19 protein-coding genes are annotated in these 19,380 nt (G+C 53.1%); 3 read left to right on the forward strand and 16 right to left on the reverse strand.

The window, feature by feature from the left end:
- Positions 1-133: 133 nt before the first annotated feature.
- The gene (asd, locus tag QUF14_RS21145) at positions 134-1,237 is read right to left on the reverse strand and encodes an aspartate-semialdehyde dehydrogenase (RefSeq protein WP_000799946.1); all 1,104 of its coding nucleotides are present in this window, start codon (positions 1,235-1,237) and stop codon (positions 134-136) included.
- Positions 1,238-1,429: 192 nt separating this feature from the next.
- On the opposite strand from asd, the gene yhgN reads away from it, so the two are divergent.
- Positions 1,430-2,023 carry an NAAT family transporter YhgN gene (gene yhgN / locus QUF14_RS21150; protein WP_001002544.1) on the forward strand — a complete coding sequence of 198 codons (594 nt, stop codon included), beginning with the start codon at positions 1,430-1,432 and terminating at the stop codon, positions 2,021-2,023.
- 56 nt (positions 2,024-2,079) lie between these two features.
- Here yhgN and gntU read toward each other — a convergent pair whose 3' ends face one another.
- The 5 genes from gntU to QUF14_RS21175 all read right to left on the reverse strand — a co-directional run bounded on the left by gntU (position 2,080) and on the right by QUF14_RS21175 (position 7,165).
- A complete protein-coding gene (gene gntU / locus QUF14_RS21155; RefSeq protein WP_000210111.1) occupies positions 2,080-3,420 on the reverse strand; it encodes a gluconate transporter in 1,341 nt (446 codons plus the stop codon).
- A 3-nt stretch (positions 3,421-3,423) separates the two neighbouring features.
- A complete protein-coding gene (gene gntK / locus QUF14_RS21160) occupies positions 3,424-3,951 on the reverse strand; it encodes a gluconokinase (RefSeq protein WP_000108321.1) in 528 nt (175 codons plus the stop codon).
- Between the two features lie 139 nt (positions 3,952-4,090).
- Positions 4,091-5,086 carry a gluconate operon transcriptional repressor GntR gene (gntR, locus tag QUF14_RS21165; protein WP_000730252.1) on the reverse strand — a complete coding sequence of 332 codons (996 nt, stop codon included), beginning with the start codon at positions 5,084-5,086 and terminating at the stop codon, positions 4,091-4,093.
- 223 nt (positions 5,087-5,309) lie between these two features.
- The gene (gene yhhW, locus QUF14_RS21170; RefSeq protein WP_000639822.1) at positions 5,310-6,005 is read right to left on the reverse strand and encodes a quercetin 2,3-dioxygenase; all 696 of its coding nucleotides are present in this window, start codon (positions 6,003-6,005) and stop codon (positions 5,310-5,312) included.
- A 122-nt stretch (positions 6,006-6,127) separates the two neighbouring features.
- Positions 6,128-7,165 carry an oxidoreductase gene (locus QUF14_RS21175; RefSeq protein WP_100733863.1) on the reverse strand — a complete coding sequence of 346 codons (1,038 nt, stop codon included), beginning with the start codon at positions 7,163-7,165 and terminating at the stop codon, positions 6,128-6,130.
- Between the two features lie 334 nt (positions 7,166-7,499).
- On the opposite strand from QUF14_RS21175, the gene yhhY reads away from it, so the two are divergent.
- On the forward strand, positions 7,500-7,988 hold the full coding sequence (gene yhhY, locus QUF14_RS21180; RefSeq protein ID WP_024212101.1) for an N-acetyltransferase: 489 nt from the start codon (positions 7,500-7,502) through the stop codon (positions 7,986-7,988).
- A 49-nt stretch (positions 7,989-8,037) separates the two neighbouring features.
- On the opposite strand, the gene ggt is transcribed toward yhhY, so the two are convergent.
- On the reverse strand, positions 8,038-9,783 hold the full coding sequence (gene ggt, locus QUF14_RS21185; protein ID WP_000595123.1) for a gamma-glutamyltransferase: 1,746 nt from the start codon (positions 9,781-9,783) through the stop codon (positions 8,038-8,040).
- Positions 9,784-9,902: 119 nt separating this feature from the next.
- On the opposite strand from ggt, the gene QUF14_RS21190 reads away from it, so the two are divergent.
- Positions 9,903-10,343 carry a DUF2756 family protein gene (locus QUF14_RS21190; protein ID WP_000826138.1) on the forward strand — a complete coding sequence of 147 codons (441 nt, stop codon included), beginning with the start codon at positions 9,903-9,905 and terminating at the stop codon, positions 10,341-10,343.
- On the opposite strand, the gene ugpQ is transcribed toward QUF14_RS21190, so the two are convergent.
- The 9 genes from ugpQ to livH all read right to left on the reverse strand — a co-directional run bounded on the left by ugpQ (position 10,330) and on the right by livH (position 19,362).
- Positions 10,330-11,073, reverse strand: coding sequence for a glycerophosphodiester phosphodiesterase (gene ugpQ / locus QUF14_RS21195; protein ID WP_000073567.1), 744 nt, complete (start codon positions 11,071-11,073; stop codon positions 10,330-10,332). The two genes, QUF14_RS21190 and ugpQ, sit on opposite strands and share 14 nt — an antisense overlap.
- Positions 11,070-12,140 carry a sn-glycerol 3-phosphate ABC transporter ATP binding protein UgpC gene (gene ugpC, locus QUF14_RS21200; protein WP_000907802.1) on the reverse strand — a complete coding sequence of 357 codons (1,071 nt, stop codon included), beginning with the start codon at positions 12,138-12,140 and terminating at the stop codon, positions 11,070-11,072. Before ugpC ends, ugpQ begins: the two co-directional genes overlap by 4 nt.
- A gap of 1 nt (position 12,141) precedes the next feature.
- Positions 12,142-12,987, reverse strand: coding sequence for a sn-glycerol-3-phosphate ABC transporter permease UgpE (gene ugpE, locus QUF14_RS21205; protein WP_000572172.1), 846 nt, complete (start codon positions 12,985-12,987; stop codon positions 12,142-12,144).
- Positions 12,984-13,871 (reverse strand): sn-glycerol-3-phosphate ABC transporter permease UgpA, encoded by an 888-nt coding sequence (ugpA, locus tag QUF14_RS21210; protein ID WP_000099288.1) that lies wholly within the window; start codon positions 13,869-13,871, stop codon positions 12,984-12,986. The genes ugpE and ugpA overlap by 4 nt, the downstream gene beginning before the upstream one ends.
- A 97-nt stretch (positions 13,872-13,968) precedes the next feature.
- Positions 13,969-15,285 (reverse strand): sn-glycerol-3-phosphate ABC transporter substrate-binding protein UgpB, encoded by a 1,317-nt coding sequence (ugpB, locus tag QUF14_RS21215; protein ID WP_100733862.1) that lies wholly within the window; start codon positions 15,283-15,285, stop codon positions 13,969-13,971.
- Positions 15,286-15,682: 397 nt separating this feature from the next.
- Positions 15,683-16,396: a high-affinity branched-chain amino acid ABC transporter ATP-binding protein LivF gene (gene livF, locus QUF14_RS21220; RefSeq protein WP_000416895.1), complete on the reverse strand. Its 714-nt coding sequence runs from the start codon at positions 16,394-16,396 to the stop codon at positions 15,683-15,685.
- A gap of 1 nt (position 16,397) precedes the next feature.
- Positions 16,398-17,165, reverse strand: coding sequence for a high-affinity branched-chain amino acid ABC transporter ATP-binding protein LivG (livG, locus tag QUF14_RS21225; RefSeq protein ID WP_000082101.1), 768 nt, complete (start codon positions 17,163-17,165; stop codon positions 16,398-16,400).
- Positions 17,162-18,439 carry a branched chain amino acid ABC transporter permease LivM gene (livM, locus tag QUF14_RS21230; protein ID WP_000803807.1) on the reverse strand — a complete coding sequence of 426 codons (1,278 nt, stop codon included), beginning with the start codon at positions 18,437-18,439 and terminating at the stop codon, positions 17,162-17,164. Before livM ends, livG begins: the two co-directional genes overlap by 4 nt.
- Entirely contained in the window at positions 18,436-19,362 is a 927-nt protein-coding gene (livH, locus tag QUF14_RS21235) for a high-affinity branched-chain amino acid ABC transporter permease LivH (RefSeq protein ID WP_001295101.1), read from the reverse strand. Before livH ends, livM begins: the two co-directional genes overlap by 4 nt.
- Positions 19,363-19,380 lie beyond the last annotated feature (18 nt).

The following is a 19,380-nucleotide window of genomic DNA, read 5'->3' on the forward strand; positions in this document are numbered from 1 at the left end:
TCTTGTATTCCGCCACCCTTAAAGAATAGCCAATGCTCTATTTAACTCCCGGTAAATCATGAAACATCTGCGCTTACTCCTGTATTACGCACTAACAGGGGCGGCAACGCGCCCCAGATTTAATGAATAAAGATTACGCCAGTTGACGAAGCATCCGACGCAGCGGCTCCGCGGCCCCCCACAGCAGCTGGTCGCCCACGGTAAAGGCTGACAGGAACTCCGGTCCCATATTCAGCTTACGCAGGCGGCCTACCGGCGTGGTCAGCGTGCCGGTAACGGCAGCTGGGGTTAGCTCACGCATAGTGATTTCCCGATCGTTCGGAACGACTTTCGCCCACGGGTTGTGCGCAGCCAGCAGTTCTTCCACGGTCGGAATAGACACATCTTTTTTCAATTTAATAGTGAATGCCTGGCTGTGGCAGCGCAATGCCCCGACACGCACACATAAACCATCTACCGGAATTACGGAAGATGTGTTGAGGATCTTGTTAGTTTCCGCCTGCCCTTTCCATTCTTCGCGGCTCTGACCGTTATCGAGCTGTTTGTCGATCCACGGAATCAGACTTCCTGCCAGCGGCACGCCAAAGTTATCCACCGGCAGCTCACCGCTACGGGTTAAAGTTGTGACTTTGCGTTCGATATCGAGAATAGCAGAGGACGGGGTCGCGAGTTCATCTGCCACATGGCCATACAGATGGCCCATCTGGGTTAATAACTCACGCATATGTCGCGCACCACCGCCGGAAGCGGCCTGGTAGGTTGCAACGGACACCCAATCAACAAGATCATTGGCGAATAAACCACCCAACGACATCAACATCAGGCTTACGGTACAGTTACCGCCAACAAAAGTCCTGATGCCATTATTTAATCCGTCGGTAATGACGTCCTGATTGACGGGGTCAAGAATGATGATGGCGTCATCTTTCATGCGCAGAGATGATGCTGCGTCAATCCAGTAACCTTGCCATCCGCTTTCACGAAGCTTTGGATAGATTTCGTTGGTATAATCGCCGCCCTGACAGGTCACAATGATATCGAGGGCCTTTAGCGCCTCCAGATCAAAGGCATCCTGAAGTGTGTCAGTGGTTCCGCCAAAAGACGGCGCAGCCTGACCAAGCTGAGAAGTAGAAAAGAAGACAGGGCGAATGGCGTCGAAGTCGCGCTCTTCAACCATGCGTTGCATGAGAACGGAGCCGACCATACCGCGCCAGCCGATAAAACCAACATTTTTCATAAGCGTTTTTTTCCTGCAAAGATGTGTGCTGTATAAATGTGCCGGTCTCCTCGTGGCACATCTTTCACCATACAAAAAGCAGCCAAAGTCGCAAGTGAAATTAATCAATGATAGCGAAGCCATCAGTAATGCGACTTATCCTGCTTTGTTAGCACGCAGAAAGTCCGCGGCAATTATCAGGGAATTTGAGTTATGAATGAAATCATTTCTGCAGCAGTTTTATTGATCCTGATTATGGATCCGCTCGGAAACCTACCTATTTTCATGTCCGTACTGAAACATACTGAACCGAAAAGACGGCGGGCAATCATGGTGCGAGAGTTGCTTATTGCTCTCCTGGTGATGCTGGTGTTCCTGTTTGCGGGTGAGAAAATTCTGGCATTTCTTAGCCTGCGGGCAGAAACCGTCTCCATTTCTGGCGGCATCATTCTGTTTCTGATCGCCATTAAGATGATTTTCCCCAGTGCTTCAGGAAATAGCAGCGGGCTTCCGGCAGGTGAAGAGCCGTTTATCGTGCCGTTGGCAATTCCGTTAGTCGCCGGGCCGACTATTCTCGCCACGCTGATGTTGCTGTCTCATCAGTACCCGAATCAGATGGGACATCTGGTAATTGCTCTGCTGCTGGCCTGGGGTGGCACCTTTGTCATCCTGCTACAGTCTTCGCTATTTTTACGTCTGCTGGGCGAGAAAGGGGTGAATGCACTTGAACGCCTGATGGGATTGATTCTGGTGATGATGGCAACTCAGATGTTCCTTGACGGCATTCGAATGTGGATGAAGGGGTAACGAGGAGAGTTTTTCGAAAAGAGCCCGGTAGCGTCACAACTACCGGGCGAACAAACTTAACTCAACAGCTGGAACGCAATCATCCCGACGATGGCACCAACGGTGCCGAGGATGGTTTCCATCATGGTCCAGGTTTTCAGCGTTTCGGCTTCGGTCGCGCCGGTAAATTTACCGAACAACCAGAAACCGGCGTCGTTAACGTGGCTGACAACAATCGAACCACCGGCGATACAAATCGACAGCGCCGCCATTTGCGCACCGGAGTAGTTCAGTTGTTCAATAACCGGCATCACCAGTCCTACCGCCGTTAAACAGGCAACGGTGGCAGAACCCTGAATGATGCGCACTGCAGCTGCCAGCACGAAGCAGGTGATGGCAATCGGCAGGCCCATGCCGGTTAACGCTTCGCCCAGCGCCGGACCTACGCCAGAGTCAACCAGCACCTGTTTGAACACGCCGCCTGCACCAATCACCAGCAGAATAATCCCCGCCGGTTGCAGCGCGTGACCGCAAATCTCCATCACTTTGTCTTTCGGCATACCCTGACGCATCGCCAGGCCGTAAATTGCTACCAGGCAAGCGACCAGAATTGCGGTAAACGGATGACCGATAAACTCGAACCATTCGTAAGCGGTAGAGCCTTCCGGCACAAAACGCGCGGCAATGGTTTTCAGCCCCACCAGCACCAGCGGCAGCAGGATCAGCGACAGGCTGAATCCGAAGGACGGCATTTTGCCTTCGCCGAGATGCGGTTCGCTGATATCGTCAGGAATATGCAGCTCCACGTAGCGGCTGATGAAATTACCCCACAGCGGCCCGGCAATAATCATTCCCGGGATTGCCGCACACAGGCCAATCAGGATCATCCAGCCAAAGTCAGCGTTCATCTGCGATGCCAATAGCATTGGCGCAGGCCCCGGCACCAGGAACGCCGCCGCTGCCGCCACGCCTGCGAATAATGGGATTACCAGTTTCACCAGGTTCGTACCGGTGTGGCGCGCCATTGAGAAAGCAACGCTAATCAGCAGAACAATCGCCACTTCAAAGAACAGCGGTAGCGCACAGACCAGACCCGCAAGGCCAATGGCATAATGCGCACGACTGTGACCGAAGGATTTGAGCATTTTGACGGCAATCTGATCGACTGCGCCGGTTTCATGTAAGATCTTGCCAAACATGGCTCCCAGGGCGACAACTACCGCCAGGAAGCCGAGGGTGCCTCCCATCCCTTTTTCCATCGTCGCTGCGATTTTATCGAGCGGCATACCGGAAAAAAGGCCAGCCCCCATAGACACCACCATCAAAGCCAGGAAAGCGTGCATACGCGCCTTCATGACTAAAAACAGCAGCAGTAAAACAGACCCTACTGCTGTTAAAACAAGCGTTAATGTAGTCACTACTTATTTGCCTTTATTAATAACCTCAATGGTGCTTGCCACAACACCTTCCAGCGGTTGATCGATATCCACCACCAGTACATCGGTTTCGTCCGCACCCGGCTCCTGCAGCGTTTCAAACTGCGTCACCAGCATTTGGGTTTTAAAGAAATGGCCTTTGCGCGCTTTCAGACGGCTTTCAATTACATCAAAATCGCCTTTCAGGTAGATGAAAGAGAGATTCGGATTACCTTCACGCAGCAGGTCGCGATAGTGCTTTTTCAGTGCAGAACAGACGATCAGCGACACTTTATTGGTGCGCTGCATGGCAAACGCGGCGTCGTTAAGCGCCTGTAACCATGGTTTGCGATCGTCGTCGTTCAGCGGTTCGCCAGACGCCATTTTTTCGATATTGCAGCGCGGATGGAGGAAATCGCCATCAAGAAACGCGGCATGAAGTTGATGCGCCACTTCACTGGCGACTGCAGATTTGCCGCTGCCCGATACGCCCATCAAGACGTAAATGTGGTGATCATGGTTAGTCGTGCTCAAAGTGGTGCCCCCACAATACAAGAATCAGAAAATGTTACGGATAACTGTTATCGGTAACATTGTCCAGCCGGACAAAAACAGAAGCAATATCCATCCGTGCCTTAAGTGTATAAGTGTGAGCTACTTCAAATTTGTGAGCTTAAATAGATCCGCCCGGTGACAAGGTGAAACCTAAATCTAACATTTTCGGTGTCACAGATTCGCCACGAATACGCGCCAGCAGGCGCTCAGCGCCAATGCTGCCCATCCGCTCACGCGGCGTCAGCACGCTCGCCAGCCGTGGCTCCATCACCTGACCAATGTCATGACCGTGGAAACCGGCAATCGCCATATCGTCAGGAACTTTCAGCCCCAGACGCTGACATTCAAACGCCGCGCCGACCGCCAGGTCATCATTAGTACAAAATACGCCATCCAACTGCGGATATTCCCGCCGCGCCTGGCGAATCAGTTCAATACCGGAAGAGTAAGAAGAAGATTGCTCGACCATCACGCTATACGGCACCAGGCCTGCATCCAGCATCGCCTGCTCATATCCCTTCTGTTTGATGATAGTACGTTCGTCGAGGCGTGCGCCGAGATAGGCAATGTGACGATGCCCGCGAGCAATAATGGCGGTGGTCATCTGGCGTGCCGCTTCAAAGTTATCAAAACCGACGGCGATATCGAGGCACGGCGACTTACTGTCCATCAGCTCCACCACCGGAATACCCGCTACTTCAATCATCTTTAAGGTGCGGGGCGTGTGGGTACGTTCGGTGAGAATAAGTCCGTCGATATTCCAGGAAAGCATCGACTCGAGGCGTTCTTGCTCCATTTCCGGTTTATAACCGTAGTGCGCCAGCATCGTCTGATAACCGTGTGCGTCGGTGACGCTTTCGATACCGCGTAATACTTCAGCGAAAACCTGGTTGGTGAGTGAAGGTAACAGGACGCCAATCGCCCGGCTGGTGGCGTTAGAAAGGATATCGGGTGCGCGATTGGGAATATAACCCAGTTCATCAAGAGCGGCGGCAATCTTGCCGCGTAGAGCGACGGAAACCTGCTCCGGGTTGCGTAAAAAACGGCTGACCGTCATTTTGGTCACGCCTACACGGTCAGCCACATCCTGAAGTACGGGTCTTTTCTTTTTCATCGTCCTGAAGGTACAAAAGAGATAGATTCTCTTAGTTTAACACGGACGCATCAGAACCTTCCCGGAGAAAACAGTGCTTGTTTACAATAATTAGATATACACTAAATCAATTGCATCGCATTGTGCTAAAGACGCGACAAAACCCCGGTCGCGTACATCAGCACGCGACCGGGGCGAGCGATGAAGCCCGCAAAAAGGCAGGCTTCAAAAATGCCGTTAAGTTTTAAACCGGAGGTAGATCGAACAGTAACACTTCACTGTCGCTATCAGCGTGGATGGAGATTGCCTGCTCATCCCAGATTGCCAGACCATCGCTGGTCGAAGCTTTTACGCCGTTAATGGTGACATTACCTTTCACCACCTGGATCCAGACGCGGCGTTCAGCGGCAATCTGATGCACCGACTGCTCATCTTTCAGCAGCGCCCAGCGGTATAGCTTCATATCCTGATACACTTTCAATGAACCATCTCGCGCATCCGGCGAGAGCACCAGCTGTTTACCCTGTACGGCATCAAAGCGACGCTGTTCATAACGCGGCGTAATACCGTTTTCTTCTGGCATGATCCAGATCTGATACAGATGCAGACGCTCGGTACTGCTTGGGTTGTACTCTGAGTGACGAATACCCGTACCCGCACTCATAATCTGGAACTCGCCTGCCGGAACCTGCTCTTTATTGCCCATGCTGTCCTGATGCTCAACAGTACCTTCCAGCACGTAGGTCAAAATTTCCATATCTTTATGCGGGTGAGTGCCGAAGCCCTGCCCTGCTTCAATCACGTCGTCGTTAATCACGCGCAGCGCGGAGAAGCCCATAAAGTTCGGGTCGTAATAGTTGGCAAAAGAGAAAGTATGCCAGGAGTCCAGCCAGCCATGATTTGCATGACCACGTTCATTTGCTTTGCGTAAGTAGATCATTTGTATTCGCCCCCTGAATGATTTCGATGGGCTTAGTGTGGACCCGATCCGCCTGGGATGATAGAGGGTGAAAATTGACCCCTCTGTTCAAAAAAATTGAACTATTTGAGGGGCCATAAAACTTACTTCGCGAGAGTCACTGTGGAGGGAGAGGCTTGCTCAAATCCGCGTTCAAGGATTTCAAGATTGGTAAGAACTTCAGATTCCTTGACGTAATTTGGTGCACCGTTGGTGATGGTTTGATACAACGCATCATAAACGCGCCCATAATCGCCCATCTCTGGCTTCATCTCTTCTCTGACCGTCACGCCATCGTCATTGACATACTCCAGCACACCGACCGAATCATCCGCCGCGAATCCCGGTTCGGCGGGCATAATGTTAGCCTTCAGGCTGGTTTCCTGCTGGTCGATACCGTATTTAATAAACGAACCTTTCTTCCCATGAACGATAAATTTCGGATAATCGATTTTCACCAGATGGCTGGTTTTGACGATGGCTTTTAGATCGCCATAAAATAGCTGCGCTTCAAAGGTGTCGTCAGGATTGGCTTTATTACGCAGGCTGCGGATGTCATAAGCGACGTGATCCGGGCGACCGAACAGCGAGATAATCTGGTCCATCGTATGCACACCAAGGCCATAGAACGCGCCATCCTGCGGCAGCCCGGGTTTGGTTTCTGCCACCGGGCGGTAATAGTCAAAATGGCTTTCCATTTCAACAATCTCTCCCAGCTTGCCGCTTTCAATCGCTTTTTTCGCCGTCAGAAAACAGGAATCAAAGCGACGATTCTGATACGGCGTGACGGTCAGCCCTTTACTTTTCGCCAGCGCAAAAAGTTCTTTCGCCTGGGCAAGCGTCGGAGTGAACGGTTTTTCGACCAGCACATTTTTCCCAGCCTCCAGCGCGCGCTTCGCGTACTCGAAGTGGCTGTCCGCATGAGTGCAGACGACAATCAGCTTAACGTCGGGATCATTTAATACTTCGTCGAGATCGCTGGTGAAATGGATATGGGAATAGATGGGAGCCTGTTCTTCCGACTTCTCATGGCGGCGAAAAATATGCGCGACATGCCAGCTATCCTTGCGGTTAAGTACATACGGCAGATGGTAACGGGTGGTGCTTTTGCCGAAGCCAATAAAGGCGCAGTTGATGACCATGATTTCGTCCTTTTTAAGGTGGTTATCTACCACCTTAGCGCAAAGCGGACGCGGTTCCTACAGGAGTGCGCATAACAAACACAAGCACTTCCCGTGGATAAATTGAAAACGAAAGATCAAAAAAAAAGCCAGCACCCGGCTGGCTAAGTAATACTGGAAGCAATGTGAGCAATGTCGTGCTTTCAGGTTCTCCGCGAGGGTCTTCCTGATCGCGAGACAATAATAATCATTCTCATTCGCACTTGTCCAACACTTTTTGCAAAAAAATGCATTTGACTCGCATTTGAAAGTCAATGATGTTGAAAGGGACATTTACCCCAAAGAGGACAAAGGAATGAGTGAGATAGTAATACGCCACGCAGAAACACGGGATTTCGAGGCCATCAGGCAAATTCACGCCCAGCCGGAGGTGTATTACAACACACTACAAGTGCCTCATCCTTCAGAACCAATGTGGCAGGATCGACTCGCCGATCGTCCCGGCATCAAGCAACTCGTCGCCTGTATTGATGGAGACGTCGTGGGTCATCTCACTATTGACGTACAGCAACGCCCACGCCGCAGTCATGTTGCCGACTTTGGTATCTGTGTCGACTCCCGCTGGAAGAACCGCGGCGTCGCCAGCGCCCTGATGCGAGAGATGATTGCAATGTGCGACAACTGGTTGCGGGTAGATCGTATTGAGCTAACGGTATTCGTTGATAACGCGCCAGCAATTAAGGTCTATAAAAAATTCGGCTTTGAGATTGAAGGTACTGGCAAGAAGTACGCATTACGAAACGGTGAATATGTCGATGCGTATTATATGGCGCGGGTGAAATAGAGAATTTGTAATCTAAAAGCCCTCACCTACCGGGAGAGGGCTTAAGATATTAATACCCCGCCGTTAAATCATCCACCGAGCGCGGGTCGGATGCACCGTACAATTCGCCGTCCGGCCCAACCATAATGCTTTGTGTACTGCCCATCGCCTCTTTTAGCGCCACTTTCTGACCTTTTGCTTCCAGCAGCTTGAGCGTATCCGGACTAAATCCTTTCTCAACACGCAGCTCGTCCGGCAGCCACTGATGGTGGAAACGCGGCGCATTAGTCGCTTCGGCGACATTCATGCCATAATCGATGCTGTTCACCACCATTTGCAGCACAGTGGTGATAATTCGGCTTCCGCCAGGGCTACCGGTCACCAGCCAGGTTTTTCCGTCTTTCACCACAATGGTTGGTGACATCGATGACAGCGGACGTTTATTCGGCCCGACAGCGTTAGCATCGCCGCCCACCAGCCCGTAAACGTTCGGTACGCCCGGTTTGGCGGAGAAATCATCCATCTGATTATTAAGCAGAATACCGCTCTCACCCGCGACAATACCCGTACCGAAGGTGGTGTTCAGCGTATAGGTCACCGCCACGGCGTTACCGTCTTTATCCACCACTGAGTAATGGGTAGTTTGATTACTCTCATAAGGCGCAAGCTTGCCAGGACGAATTTCGCTGGATGGCTTCGCTTTATTGATATCGATTTGATCGGCAATAGATTTGGCATAGGCTTTATTGGTCAGCGCCTGCCACGGTACTTTGACAAAATCCGGGTCGCCAAGATATTCCGAGCGATCGGCGTAGGCATGTTTCTCCGCTTCTGCCATGATTTGCATCGCGTCGGCGCTGCCAAAGCCGTATTTCTGCATATCGAAGTTTTCCAGAATATTGAGGATCTGTACGATATGGATCCCGCCGGAGGATGGCGGTGGCATGGAGTAAACCTGATACCCGCGATAATCGCCACTTATTGGTGTACGTTCGACCGCTTTATAGGCCGCTAAATCTTCTTTAGTGATCAAGCCACCGTTTTTCTGCATCTCCAGGGCGATCTGTTCCGCTATCGTGCCTTTGTAGAATTCATCCGGGCCGTTTTCGGCAATCATCTCCAGGCTCTTTGCCAGATTCGTCTGTACCAGCTTGTCGCCCTTTTTCAGCGGTTCGCCCTCTTTCCAGAAGATAGCTTTGCTGTTTTCGTGATTTGGTAGCACTTCACTGCCGTAGGTTTTGAGATCGTCTGCCAGCGCATCGTTAACGATAAAACCATCGCGTGCCAGTTTAAACGCAGGCTGCACAACTTTGTTCAGCGGCATCGTGCCGTATTTCTCCAGCGCCAACGAGAAGCCCGCTACCGTACCGGGTGTGCCAGAAGCAAGATGCGAAGTGAGAGATTTTTTGCTGTCCGGGTTGCCCTGATCATCAAGGAACATATCGCGGGTCGCTTTGGCGGGTGCCATTTCGCGGAAATCGATAGCGGTGGTATTGCCATCTTTAGTGCGGATCAGCATAAAACCGCCGCCGCCCAGATTCCCGGCCTGCGGATGCGTTACCGCCAGCGCGTAGCCCACTGCCACGGCAGCATCAACGGCATTCCCGCCCTGTTTAAGGATATCTACCCCCACCTGAGTGGCAGTGGCGTCCACAGATGCTACCATCCCCTGCTTCGCGCGTACCGGATGGAAGACATCCTCCTCCACGCCATACGAGACTGGCGGCGGCGCAGGTGGCGCGGCGACAGCACTAAAACAACTTCCTGTGAGCAGAGCAGCAATAGCCACCCGGCGTAAAAACGTCGGTTTTATCATCGTTATTCTCCAGAGATTAAGGGGCAACCCCAGCTAAGCCTGGTATATAACTCTGAATTAATCCTGATGATTGCAGGAAAGGAGTAAACTTAAAGAATATCTTCAGAGGAGGATACGCGATGAAACGACTTCTGCTTTTGACGGCACTCCTGCCTTTTGTCGGCTTTGCACAGCCCATTAATACTCTGAATAACCCCAACCAACCGGGATATCAGATCCCCAGCCAGCAGCGGATGCAAACTCAAATGCAAACGCAGCAAATCCAGCAAAAAGGGATGCTGAATCAGCAACTGAAAACTCAGACGCAATTACAACAGCAGCATTTAGAAAATCAGCTTAATAGCAACTCGCAGCGGGTATTGCAGTCACAGCCGGGGGAGCTAAATCCCGCCCGGCAGCAAATGCTGCCCAACACCAACGGCGGGATGTTAAACAGCAACCGTAATCCGGATAGTTCGTTGAATCAGCAGCATATGTTGCCGGAGAGGAGAAACGGCGACATGCTGAATCAGCCCAGCACGCCGCAGCCTGATATTCCGTTGAAAACTATTGGGCCGTAAAGTTCGGGCCAATCACATCAATCGCATCGGTACAGATGCAATCCACGCCCCAGCGCAGCAACTCTGCCGCACGCTGGGGTTTGTTGACGGTATAAACCAGAATCCGTAGTCCAGCGTCTTTCAACTGCATCACTCGCGCTTTATCGAGCAACTTATGATTGAGATGAATAGAGACGCAGCCCAGCCGCGTGGTCAGTTCGCGCCAGTCGTCGCGCCACTCATCCAGCAACAAACCGCGCGGCAGTTCCGGTGCAGCCTGGTGTGCGGCTTCTAAAGCATCAATCTCAAACGATGACAGCAGCGGCGGCGTCATACCAGCCCACAGTTCGCGCGCCGCCAGCGATACCATTTTGCCCGTTAATGGACCAGTGCCAGTGGTGGGTTTGATTTCAATATTTGCCATCATCCCATGTTCACGGCAGCGTTCCGCCACCTGCGAAAGCAACGGCAGCGGCTCACCTTTAAACGCTTTGCTGTACCAACTGCCTGCATCCACGCGCAGTAAATCCTGCCAGTTCAGATCGCCCGCGACGCCCCAGCCGTTGCTGGTGCGTTCGAGATTGTCGTCATGAAGCAGGAAGATCTCACCATCTTTCGATAACTTCGCGTCAAATTCGATCATCTTATGACCGTATTTTGCCCCAACGTCGATTGCCGCCAGGGTGTTTTCCGGGGCCAGTTTACCGCCGCCACGGTGGGCGACGATGCGGGGATAAGGCCAGTTACTCATACTCGTTGTCCTGTTTCACCATCAAAAAGATGTAGCTGATTTTCCGGCAGATGCAGCCACAGCGTGCTGCCTGCCGTCGGGCGCTCCTGATGCACCAGTCGCACCACCAGCTTCTGTTCGCCCCAGCGTCCGTGCGCCAGGTTATCTGCGCCGAGGATCTCCAGCGTGTCCATCACCAGCGGTATGCCGCCTTCTGCCTGCGAGCTGAACGCAATATGTTCCGGGCGAATGCCAAGAGTCATTTTACGCCCGGCATACTGACGGTAGCCACCGTTTAGCGGTAGCGCGATACCGCCATCCAGTTCGAAATGCGTGCCTTCGTTATTCACGCGGCCTGTCAGCAGGTTCATCGCCGGACTGCCGATAAAACTCGCCACAAACAGAGTGGCGGGCTTTTCGTAGACTTCAACTGGCGTGCCAATCTGTTCGGCAACGCCGCCGTTCATCACCATTACCCGCTGAGCGAGCGTCATCGCCTCAACCTGATCGTGAGTAACGTAGAGTGAAGTCGTTTTCAGGCGACGGTGCAGTTGTTGCAGCTCAAGGCGCATCTGAACGCGCAGCTTGGCATCGAGGTTAGAGAGCGGCTCATCAAACAGGAACACCGCCGGATCGCGCACAATCGCACGGCCCATCGCTACACGCTGACGCTGACCGCCAGAAAGCTCACGCGGACGGCGCTTGAGCAGGCCATCCAGCTCCAGAATGCGCGCCGCTTCTTTAACACGCTCGGCAATTTGTTGCTTGCCCATGCCGCGAATTTTCAGCCCCCACGCCATGTTTTCTTCGACACTCATATGCGGATAAAGCGCGTAGTTCTGGAACACCATCGCAATCCCGCGATCTTTCGGCTCCATTTCGGTCACGCGTTGGTCGTTAATCCAGATATCGCCTTCGGTGACCCGCTCCAGCCCGGCAACCATGCGCAGCAGCGTGGATTTCCCGCAGCCAGACGGCCCGACCATCACGATAAATTCGCCATCCGCCACATCAAGGGTCAGCGGTTTAATGACCTGGGTTTTGCCATCCCAGCTTTTGGTTACTGCCTGTAATTTCAGTCCTGCCATCTTATTTCTCACTATCGACCAGGCCGCGCACGAAGGCACGCTGCATCACTAAAACAATCACCACCGGAGGGATAAGCGTTAACAACATCGCCGCCATCACCGAATTCCATTCCGTGGTGCCTTCGCCTGTAGCGATCATCCCTTTGATTCCTGCCACGGTGGTGCCGAGATCAACATCGGTAATAATCAACAACGGCCACAAATACTGGTTCCAGCCGTAAATAAAAGTGATCACAAACAGCGCCGCCAGATTGGTTTTCGACAGCGGAAAAACGATGTCGCAAAAGAAACGCATTGGTGACGCGCCGTCGATCCGCGCGGCTTCCACCAGCTCATCCGGCAGCGTCATAAAGAACTGGCGGAACAGGAAGGTAGCAGTTGCCGAGGCCATCAGCGGCAGCGTTAAACCAGCGTAGCTGTCGAGCATGTTCAGGTTGGCGATGACTTCTACTGTCGGGAAGATACGCACTTCAACTGGCAGCATCAGGGTGATAAAAATCATCCAAAAGAAGAGGTTACGCAGCGGAAAACGAAACCAGACAATGGCAAATGCCGAGAGCATCGAGACGGTAATCTTGCCGAGCGTAATGCTGAACGCCATCACGAAGCTGTTAAGCAACATCCGCCAGAACGGCGCGCTATTTGTGCCTACCCCGTTCACCCAGATGTTGTGGATGTTTTCCAACAGATGCGTGCCGGGGATGAGCGTCATCGGCGCGGCGTAGACGGCCTGTTTATCCAGCGTCGCCGCGACAAACGCCACGTACAGCGGGAAGAGGATCACCGCGATCCCGAGGATCAGCATGGTATGGCTGAATATTGTCAGCCACGGACGGTTCTCAATCATTGGTAACGCACCTTGCTTTCAACATAGCGGAACTGCACCACCGTCAGCACGATGACGAGGCACATCAACACCACCGACTGCGCGGCAGACGAAGCCAGATCCAGTCCAGTAAAGCCTTCACGATAGATCTTATAAATCAGCGTCGTGGTGGCCTGAACCGGCCCGCCGGACGTGGCGGCATCGATCACCGGGAAGGTATCGAAGAAGGCGTATACCAGGTTCACCACCAGCAGGAAGAAACTCACCGGCGCAATCAGCGGCAGCGCAATCTTAAAGAAGCGGCGAATCGGGCCTGCACCGTCGATGGCTGCGGCTTCAATCAACGAACGGGGAATGGATTGCAGCGCGGCATAGAAGAACAGAAAGTTGTAGCTGATTTGCTTCCATACTGAGGCAAACACCACCAGGAACATTGCCTGACCGCTGTTTTGCGCATGGTTCCAGTCGTAGCCGAACTCAGCGAGAAAATGAGTGATCAGCCCGCGACCAGGGTTAAACAGGAAGATCCACAATACGGCGGCAACGGCGGGGGCCACGGCATACGGCAGCAGCATTAAGGTTTGATAGAAACGGCTGCCGCGCACGATGTACTCCACCAGCGCCGCGAAGAACAGCGACACCAGCAAACCGCTGACGGTGACAAAGGTGCTGAATTTTATCGTCGTCCAGAAGGAGTCGAGATAGTAGCTGTCATGAAACAGCGTGACGAAGTTATCCAGGCCGACAAACTGGCTGGAAAAGCCAAACGGATCGACGCTTTGTAGCGAGTACCACAACGCTTCGCCCGCAGGCCAGATAAAAAAGATAACGGTGATGATAAGCTGCGGCGCGACCAGCAAATAAGGCAGCCAGCGCGAGCGGAACACCGGACGGGATGATGACATTACGGTTAATTCCTGAACTGTGCCGGATGCGCTTCGCTTATCCGGCCTACACGCGATGCCAGGTCAGATAAGCGAAACGCATCCGACATTTCACTGGTTAAGACTTCGTAGATTTCTCAAAGCGGCGCAGTAACTGGTTCCCACGCTCAACAGCGGTATCCAGCGCCTGCTGTGGCGTCTTCTTACCGGTCCACACGCTTTCCAGCTCTTCATCCACAATCACGCGGATCTGCGGCATATTGCCCAGACGCAGCCCTTTGGTGAACGGCAACGGCGGCTTGTTCAGCATCTGACGCGTCGCGGTATCCGCCCCGGGGTTTTTCTCGTAAAAGCCCTGCTCACGGGTCAGGTCATACGCCGCTTTGGTGATTGGCAGATAACCGGTTTTCTGATGCCACTCGGCAGCGTTTTCTGGCTTCGCGAGGAAGTCGAGGAACTTCGCCACGCCGGTGTAAGTTTCTTTATCTTTGCCCTGCATCACCCACAGGCTGGCCCCGCCGATAATGGCGTTTTGTGGCGCATCTTTCGCATCGGCGTCGTACGGCATCATGCCTACGCCGTAGTTGAATTTGGCGTACTCGCGAATGTTGGCAAGAGAACCCGAAGAGGCGGTCGTCATCGCGCAATCACCGTTATAGAACTTCTCGGTAGATTCATCCTTACGCCCTACGTAACTGAAATCGCCCTTCTTGTTCATCTCTTCGAGCATGGCGATGTGTTTCACCTGCTCCGGCTTGTTGAACTCAAGCACCGCGTCCGTGCCGTCAAAGCCGTTGTTTTTGCTGGCAAACGGCAGACCGTTCCAGGCGCTAAAGTTTTCCAGTTGGATCCAGCCCTGCCAGCCGCTGGCGTAGCCGCTCTTCATACCAGAGGCTTTCAGTTTCGCGGCATAGTCTGCCAGATCCTGCCAGGTTTTCGGCGGCTGTTCCGGGTCTAACCCCGCTTTCTTGAAGGCGTCTTTGTTGTAATAGAGAACGGGAGTCGAGCTGTTGAACGGCTGGGAGAGTAAGTGACCGGTTTTGCTGTCAGAGTAGTAGCCTGAAACCGTCGGCACAAACTGCGACTCATCGAATTGAATCCCCGCTTCTTTAAACACGTCATACACCGGTTTAATGGCTTTCGACGCCATCATGGTGGCGGTGCCAACTTCATAAACCTGCAAAATAGCCGGCGCGTTGCCGGTACGAAATGCGGCAATCCCCGCACTTAAATTCTGTTCGTAGTTGCCTTTATAGGTCGGTACAATTTTGTAATCCGGGTTTTCGGCGTTAAAACGTTGGGCCAGAGAATCCACCTCTTTACCCAGTTCCCCTTCCATAGAATGCCAGAACGGAATGGTCGTCACTGCCTGTGCATTCCCCATTAACGCCAGTCCGAGCGCCAGTGCTGAAGCTGTATAATGTAACGGTTTCATCGTTTATCTCTCTTGTTGTACCGAATGCGCGAATTCACGCGTTTTATGCTCGCGGGGTAACATGACATGCTCGAATTACAGAAAAATAACTTTTTTGTTACATTTGTAAGATAGTAAGGTGTCAGAAAGATGACAAGGCAGTGACGGCGTAGGTGAGGGAAATTGGGAGATGGGGCACGGATAAGCGGGAAAAATAGAAGGTCTGAATCAAACTCTACAGATTGCTCATCGTTTCATGCCGGATGCGGCGTAAACGCCTTATCCGGCCTACAAGATCGTGCAAATTCAATATATTGCAACTCACCCAGTAGGCCTGATAAGCGCAGCGCATCAGGCAATTTTACATTTGTAACCTGTCTCAAAGGAGTCTTTTGACTCCTTATCAATCAACGTGTTATTACCCGCCTAAATACGCACTTCTCACCGCTTCATTCGCCAGTAGCGCGTCGCCGGTATCGGAAAGCACGACATGACCGTTTTCCAGCACATAGCCGCGATCTGCCAGCTTTAGCGCCTGGTTGGCGTTCTGCTCGACGAGGAAGATAGTCATCCCCTGCTCGCGCAGTTGCTCGATGGTGTCGAAAATTTGCTGGATGATAATCGGCGCAAGACCGAGCGATGGCTCATCAAGCAACAATAAACGCGGGTTGCTCATCAGCGCGCGACCAATCGCCAGCATCTGCTGCTCACCGCCGGACATGGTGCCCGCCCGCTGAACACGGCGCTCATGCAGACGTGGAAACAGTTCATAGACCCACTTTATGCGCTCCTGGAACTGGTCGCGTTCAGCAAAAAAGCCGCCCATCGCCAGATTCTCTTCCACCGTCATGCGTGAGAAGACGCGACGTCCTTCCGGGACAATCGCCACCGCTTCGCGCATGATTTTCGCCGTCTGCCAGTCGGTAATGTCTTTATCATCAAACACAATTCGCCCGCTGGTGGCGCGCGGGTCGCCACATAACGTGCCGAGCAAGGTGGTTTTCCCCGCCCCGTTCGCGCCAATCAGCGTGACAATTTCGCCCTGATTGATATGCAGGCTCACCTCATGCAGCGCCTGGATTTTGCCGTAGTGGGCACTGACTTTGTCAAAGGACAACATGACTTTTTCCATCTTATGCCTCACCTAAATAGGCACGGATCACGTCCGGGTTATTACGGATTTGCTCAGGCGTACCGTTTGCCAGTGGCGTCCCCTGATTGACCACGTAAATTCTGTCTGAAATCCCCATCACCAGTTTCATATCGTGTTCAATCAACAAAATAGTGGTGTTGTGATGGTTACGCAGTTCGGCAATCAGCTCATCCAGCTCTTTGGTTTCTTTCGGGTTAAGACCTGCCGCTGGTTCGTCGAGCATTAAAATCTCCGGCTGCGTTACCATGCAGCGGGCGATCTCCAGACGGCGCTGGTCACCGTAGGCCAGGTTACTCGCCTGACGGTTAGCGTGTTCGAGCAAACCAATGCGCTCAAGCCAGGTTGCGGCACGGTCGAGGGCTTCGCTCTGGGCGCGGCGGAAAGAAGGCGTTTTCAACAGGCCGGAGAACAGCCCGGTTTTCAGTTGCTGATGCTGCGCCACCAGCAAGTTTTCAATCACCGTCATTTCACGGAACAGACGCACATGCTGGAAGGTGCGCACCACGCCCATGCGGGCGATTTGCTGGCCGGGCAAACCTTCCAGATGCTGATCGCGCAGTAAAATAGTGCCGCCGGTGGGTTTGTAGAAACCGGTCAGGCAGTTAAAAACCGTGGTTTTTCCGGCACCGTTAGGGCCGATTAACGAGACGATCTCCTGCGGGTACAGTTCAAGATTGACGTTATTCACCGCCAGCAGGCCGCCGAAGCGCATCATCAGGCCGTTAACAGATAATAATGGCTGACTCATGCCTGCTCTCCTTTCGCTGCGCCGTTTTTCAGCTTGAGTTGCGGGCGCGTCATGGGCAGCAAGCCCTGCGGACGCCAGATCATCATCAGCACCATCAAACCACCGAGCATTAACATGCTGTATTCGTTGAAATCACGCATCAACTCTCGCGACACCACCAGCAAAATTGCAGCCAGAATCACCGCAAATTGCGAGCCCATACCACCGAGCACCACTATCGCCAGCACAAACGCCGATTCGGCAAAGGTGAAGGATTCCGGGCTGACAAATCCCTGACGCGCCGCGAACAGCGTTCCGGCAAAACCGGCAAACGCAGCGCTGATGGTAAAGGCAGTCAGCTTGATACGACGCGGGCTTAAGCCCAGCGAACGACAAGCGATTTCATCTTCACGCAACGCTTCCCAGGCGCGGCCCAGCGGCATCCGCAGTAAGCGATTAATGACAAACAGGCTTAACACCACCAACAGTAACGCCACCAGGTAGAGGAAGATGACGCGATCGGACGGGTCGTATTTCAGGCCAAAGAAATTGCTGAACGTATCCCAGCCGCCTTCGCGGGCGGTGCGACTGAACTCGAGTCCGAAGAGTGTCGGTTTCGGGATCTGACTGATTCCGTTCGGACCGCCGGTGATTTCCGTGTTATTGAGCAGCAATATGCGCACAATTTCGCCGAAACCGAGAGTAACGATCGCCAGATAGTCGCCACGTAAACGCAACACCGGGAAGCCGAGCAGGAAGCCCGCCGCCGCCGCCATCAACCCGGCAATCGGCAAACAGGTCCAGAAGCCAAGACCGTAATAGTGATTGAGCAAGGCAAAGGTGTAAGCGCCGATGGCGTAAAAACCACCGTAACCCAGTACCAGTAAGCCAGACAGCCCCACCACCACGTTCAACCCGAGGCCGAGGATAATGTAGATCATGGTCAGGGTGGCGATATCCACCGTCCCGCGCGACACCATAAACGGCCACGCCACCGCAAGCACCAGCAGTGCGACGAGGAACAGCTTTTGCTTCACCGTGGAACCATCAATTGCGGGCAGAATAAACTTCGGTCCGGAAACGCTTTTCAACCCTTTCTGAAACGCAGGTCGCACAAGCTGGAAGAAAAAGACCACCGCCGTGCCAATAAACACCCACTGCCAACGGATGTCTGAAGCCGTGTCGACCACCAGTTTGGTGCCGTCCAGCTCCAGTTGCACACCCATAAAGACGCCCGCGAGAACAAAGAACATGGCGGCAGAGAGCAGCGCCATTGCAATATGCATCGGTTTCATACTTTCTCTACCTCCGGGCGACCCAGAATACCGGTCGGCATCACCAGCAGCACCAGAATCAGCAGGGCAAATGAAACCACATCCTTATATTCCGTACTCAGATAGGCAGAAGAGAGCGCTTCCGCAATCCCCAGGATCAGACCGCCAATCATCGCTCCCGGAATACTGCCAATCCCACCGAGCACCGCAGCAGTAAAGGCTTTCATCCCGGCCATAAAGCCGATGTAGGGGTTAATTACGCCATAGAACTGACCGAGCAGCACACCTGCCACCGCCGCCATCGCCGCGCCAATCACAAAGGTCAGCGCAATCACCCGGTCAGTGTTGATGCCAAGCAGGCTCGCCATTTTCAGATCTTCCGCGCAAGCACGACAGGCGCGCCCCATGCGGGAATAGCGGATGAAAATTGTCAGCGCCAACATGGCGAGGAAGGTAACAATCCAGATCACCGCCTGCATGGTGGTAATAGAGGCAGAGAAGTTTTCACTATGGCCCACAACCCACTGACCGTTAAACAGGCTGGGTAGCGCCACGTCGCGCGAACCTTCGGTCAGGCTGACGTAGTTTTGCAGGAAGATGGACATGCCGATTGCCGAGATGAGCGCAATCAGGCGTTTAGAGTTACGCACCGGGCGATAGGCCACCCGTTCGATACTCCAGCCGTAGGCGCTGGCAATGACGATTGCGCCGACGAATCCCGCCACCACCAGCAGCCAGCCGGTATCAATGCCCAGCATCATCAGTGCGGCGATGATCATAAAAGAGACGTAGCTGCCGATCATATAAACCTCGCCATGGGCGAAGTTGATCATGCCGATAATGCCGTAAACCATGGTGTAGCCGATGGCTATCAGCGCGTAGGTACTGCCCAGCGTGACGCCGTTAAACATCTGCTGCAAGAAATACAAAAACTGCTCAGACATAAGGTAACCTTTCTAAAA

Origin of the sequence: Escherichia sp. HH091_1A, from assembly GCF_030295175.1 — a bacterium.
Taxonomy (GTDB): domain Bacteria; phylum Pseudomonadota; class Gammaproteobacteria; order Enterobacterales; family Enterobacteriaceae; genus Escherichia; species Escherichia coli_F.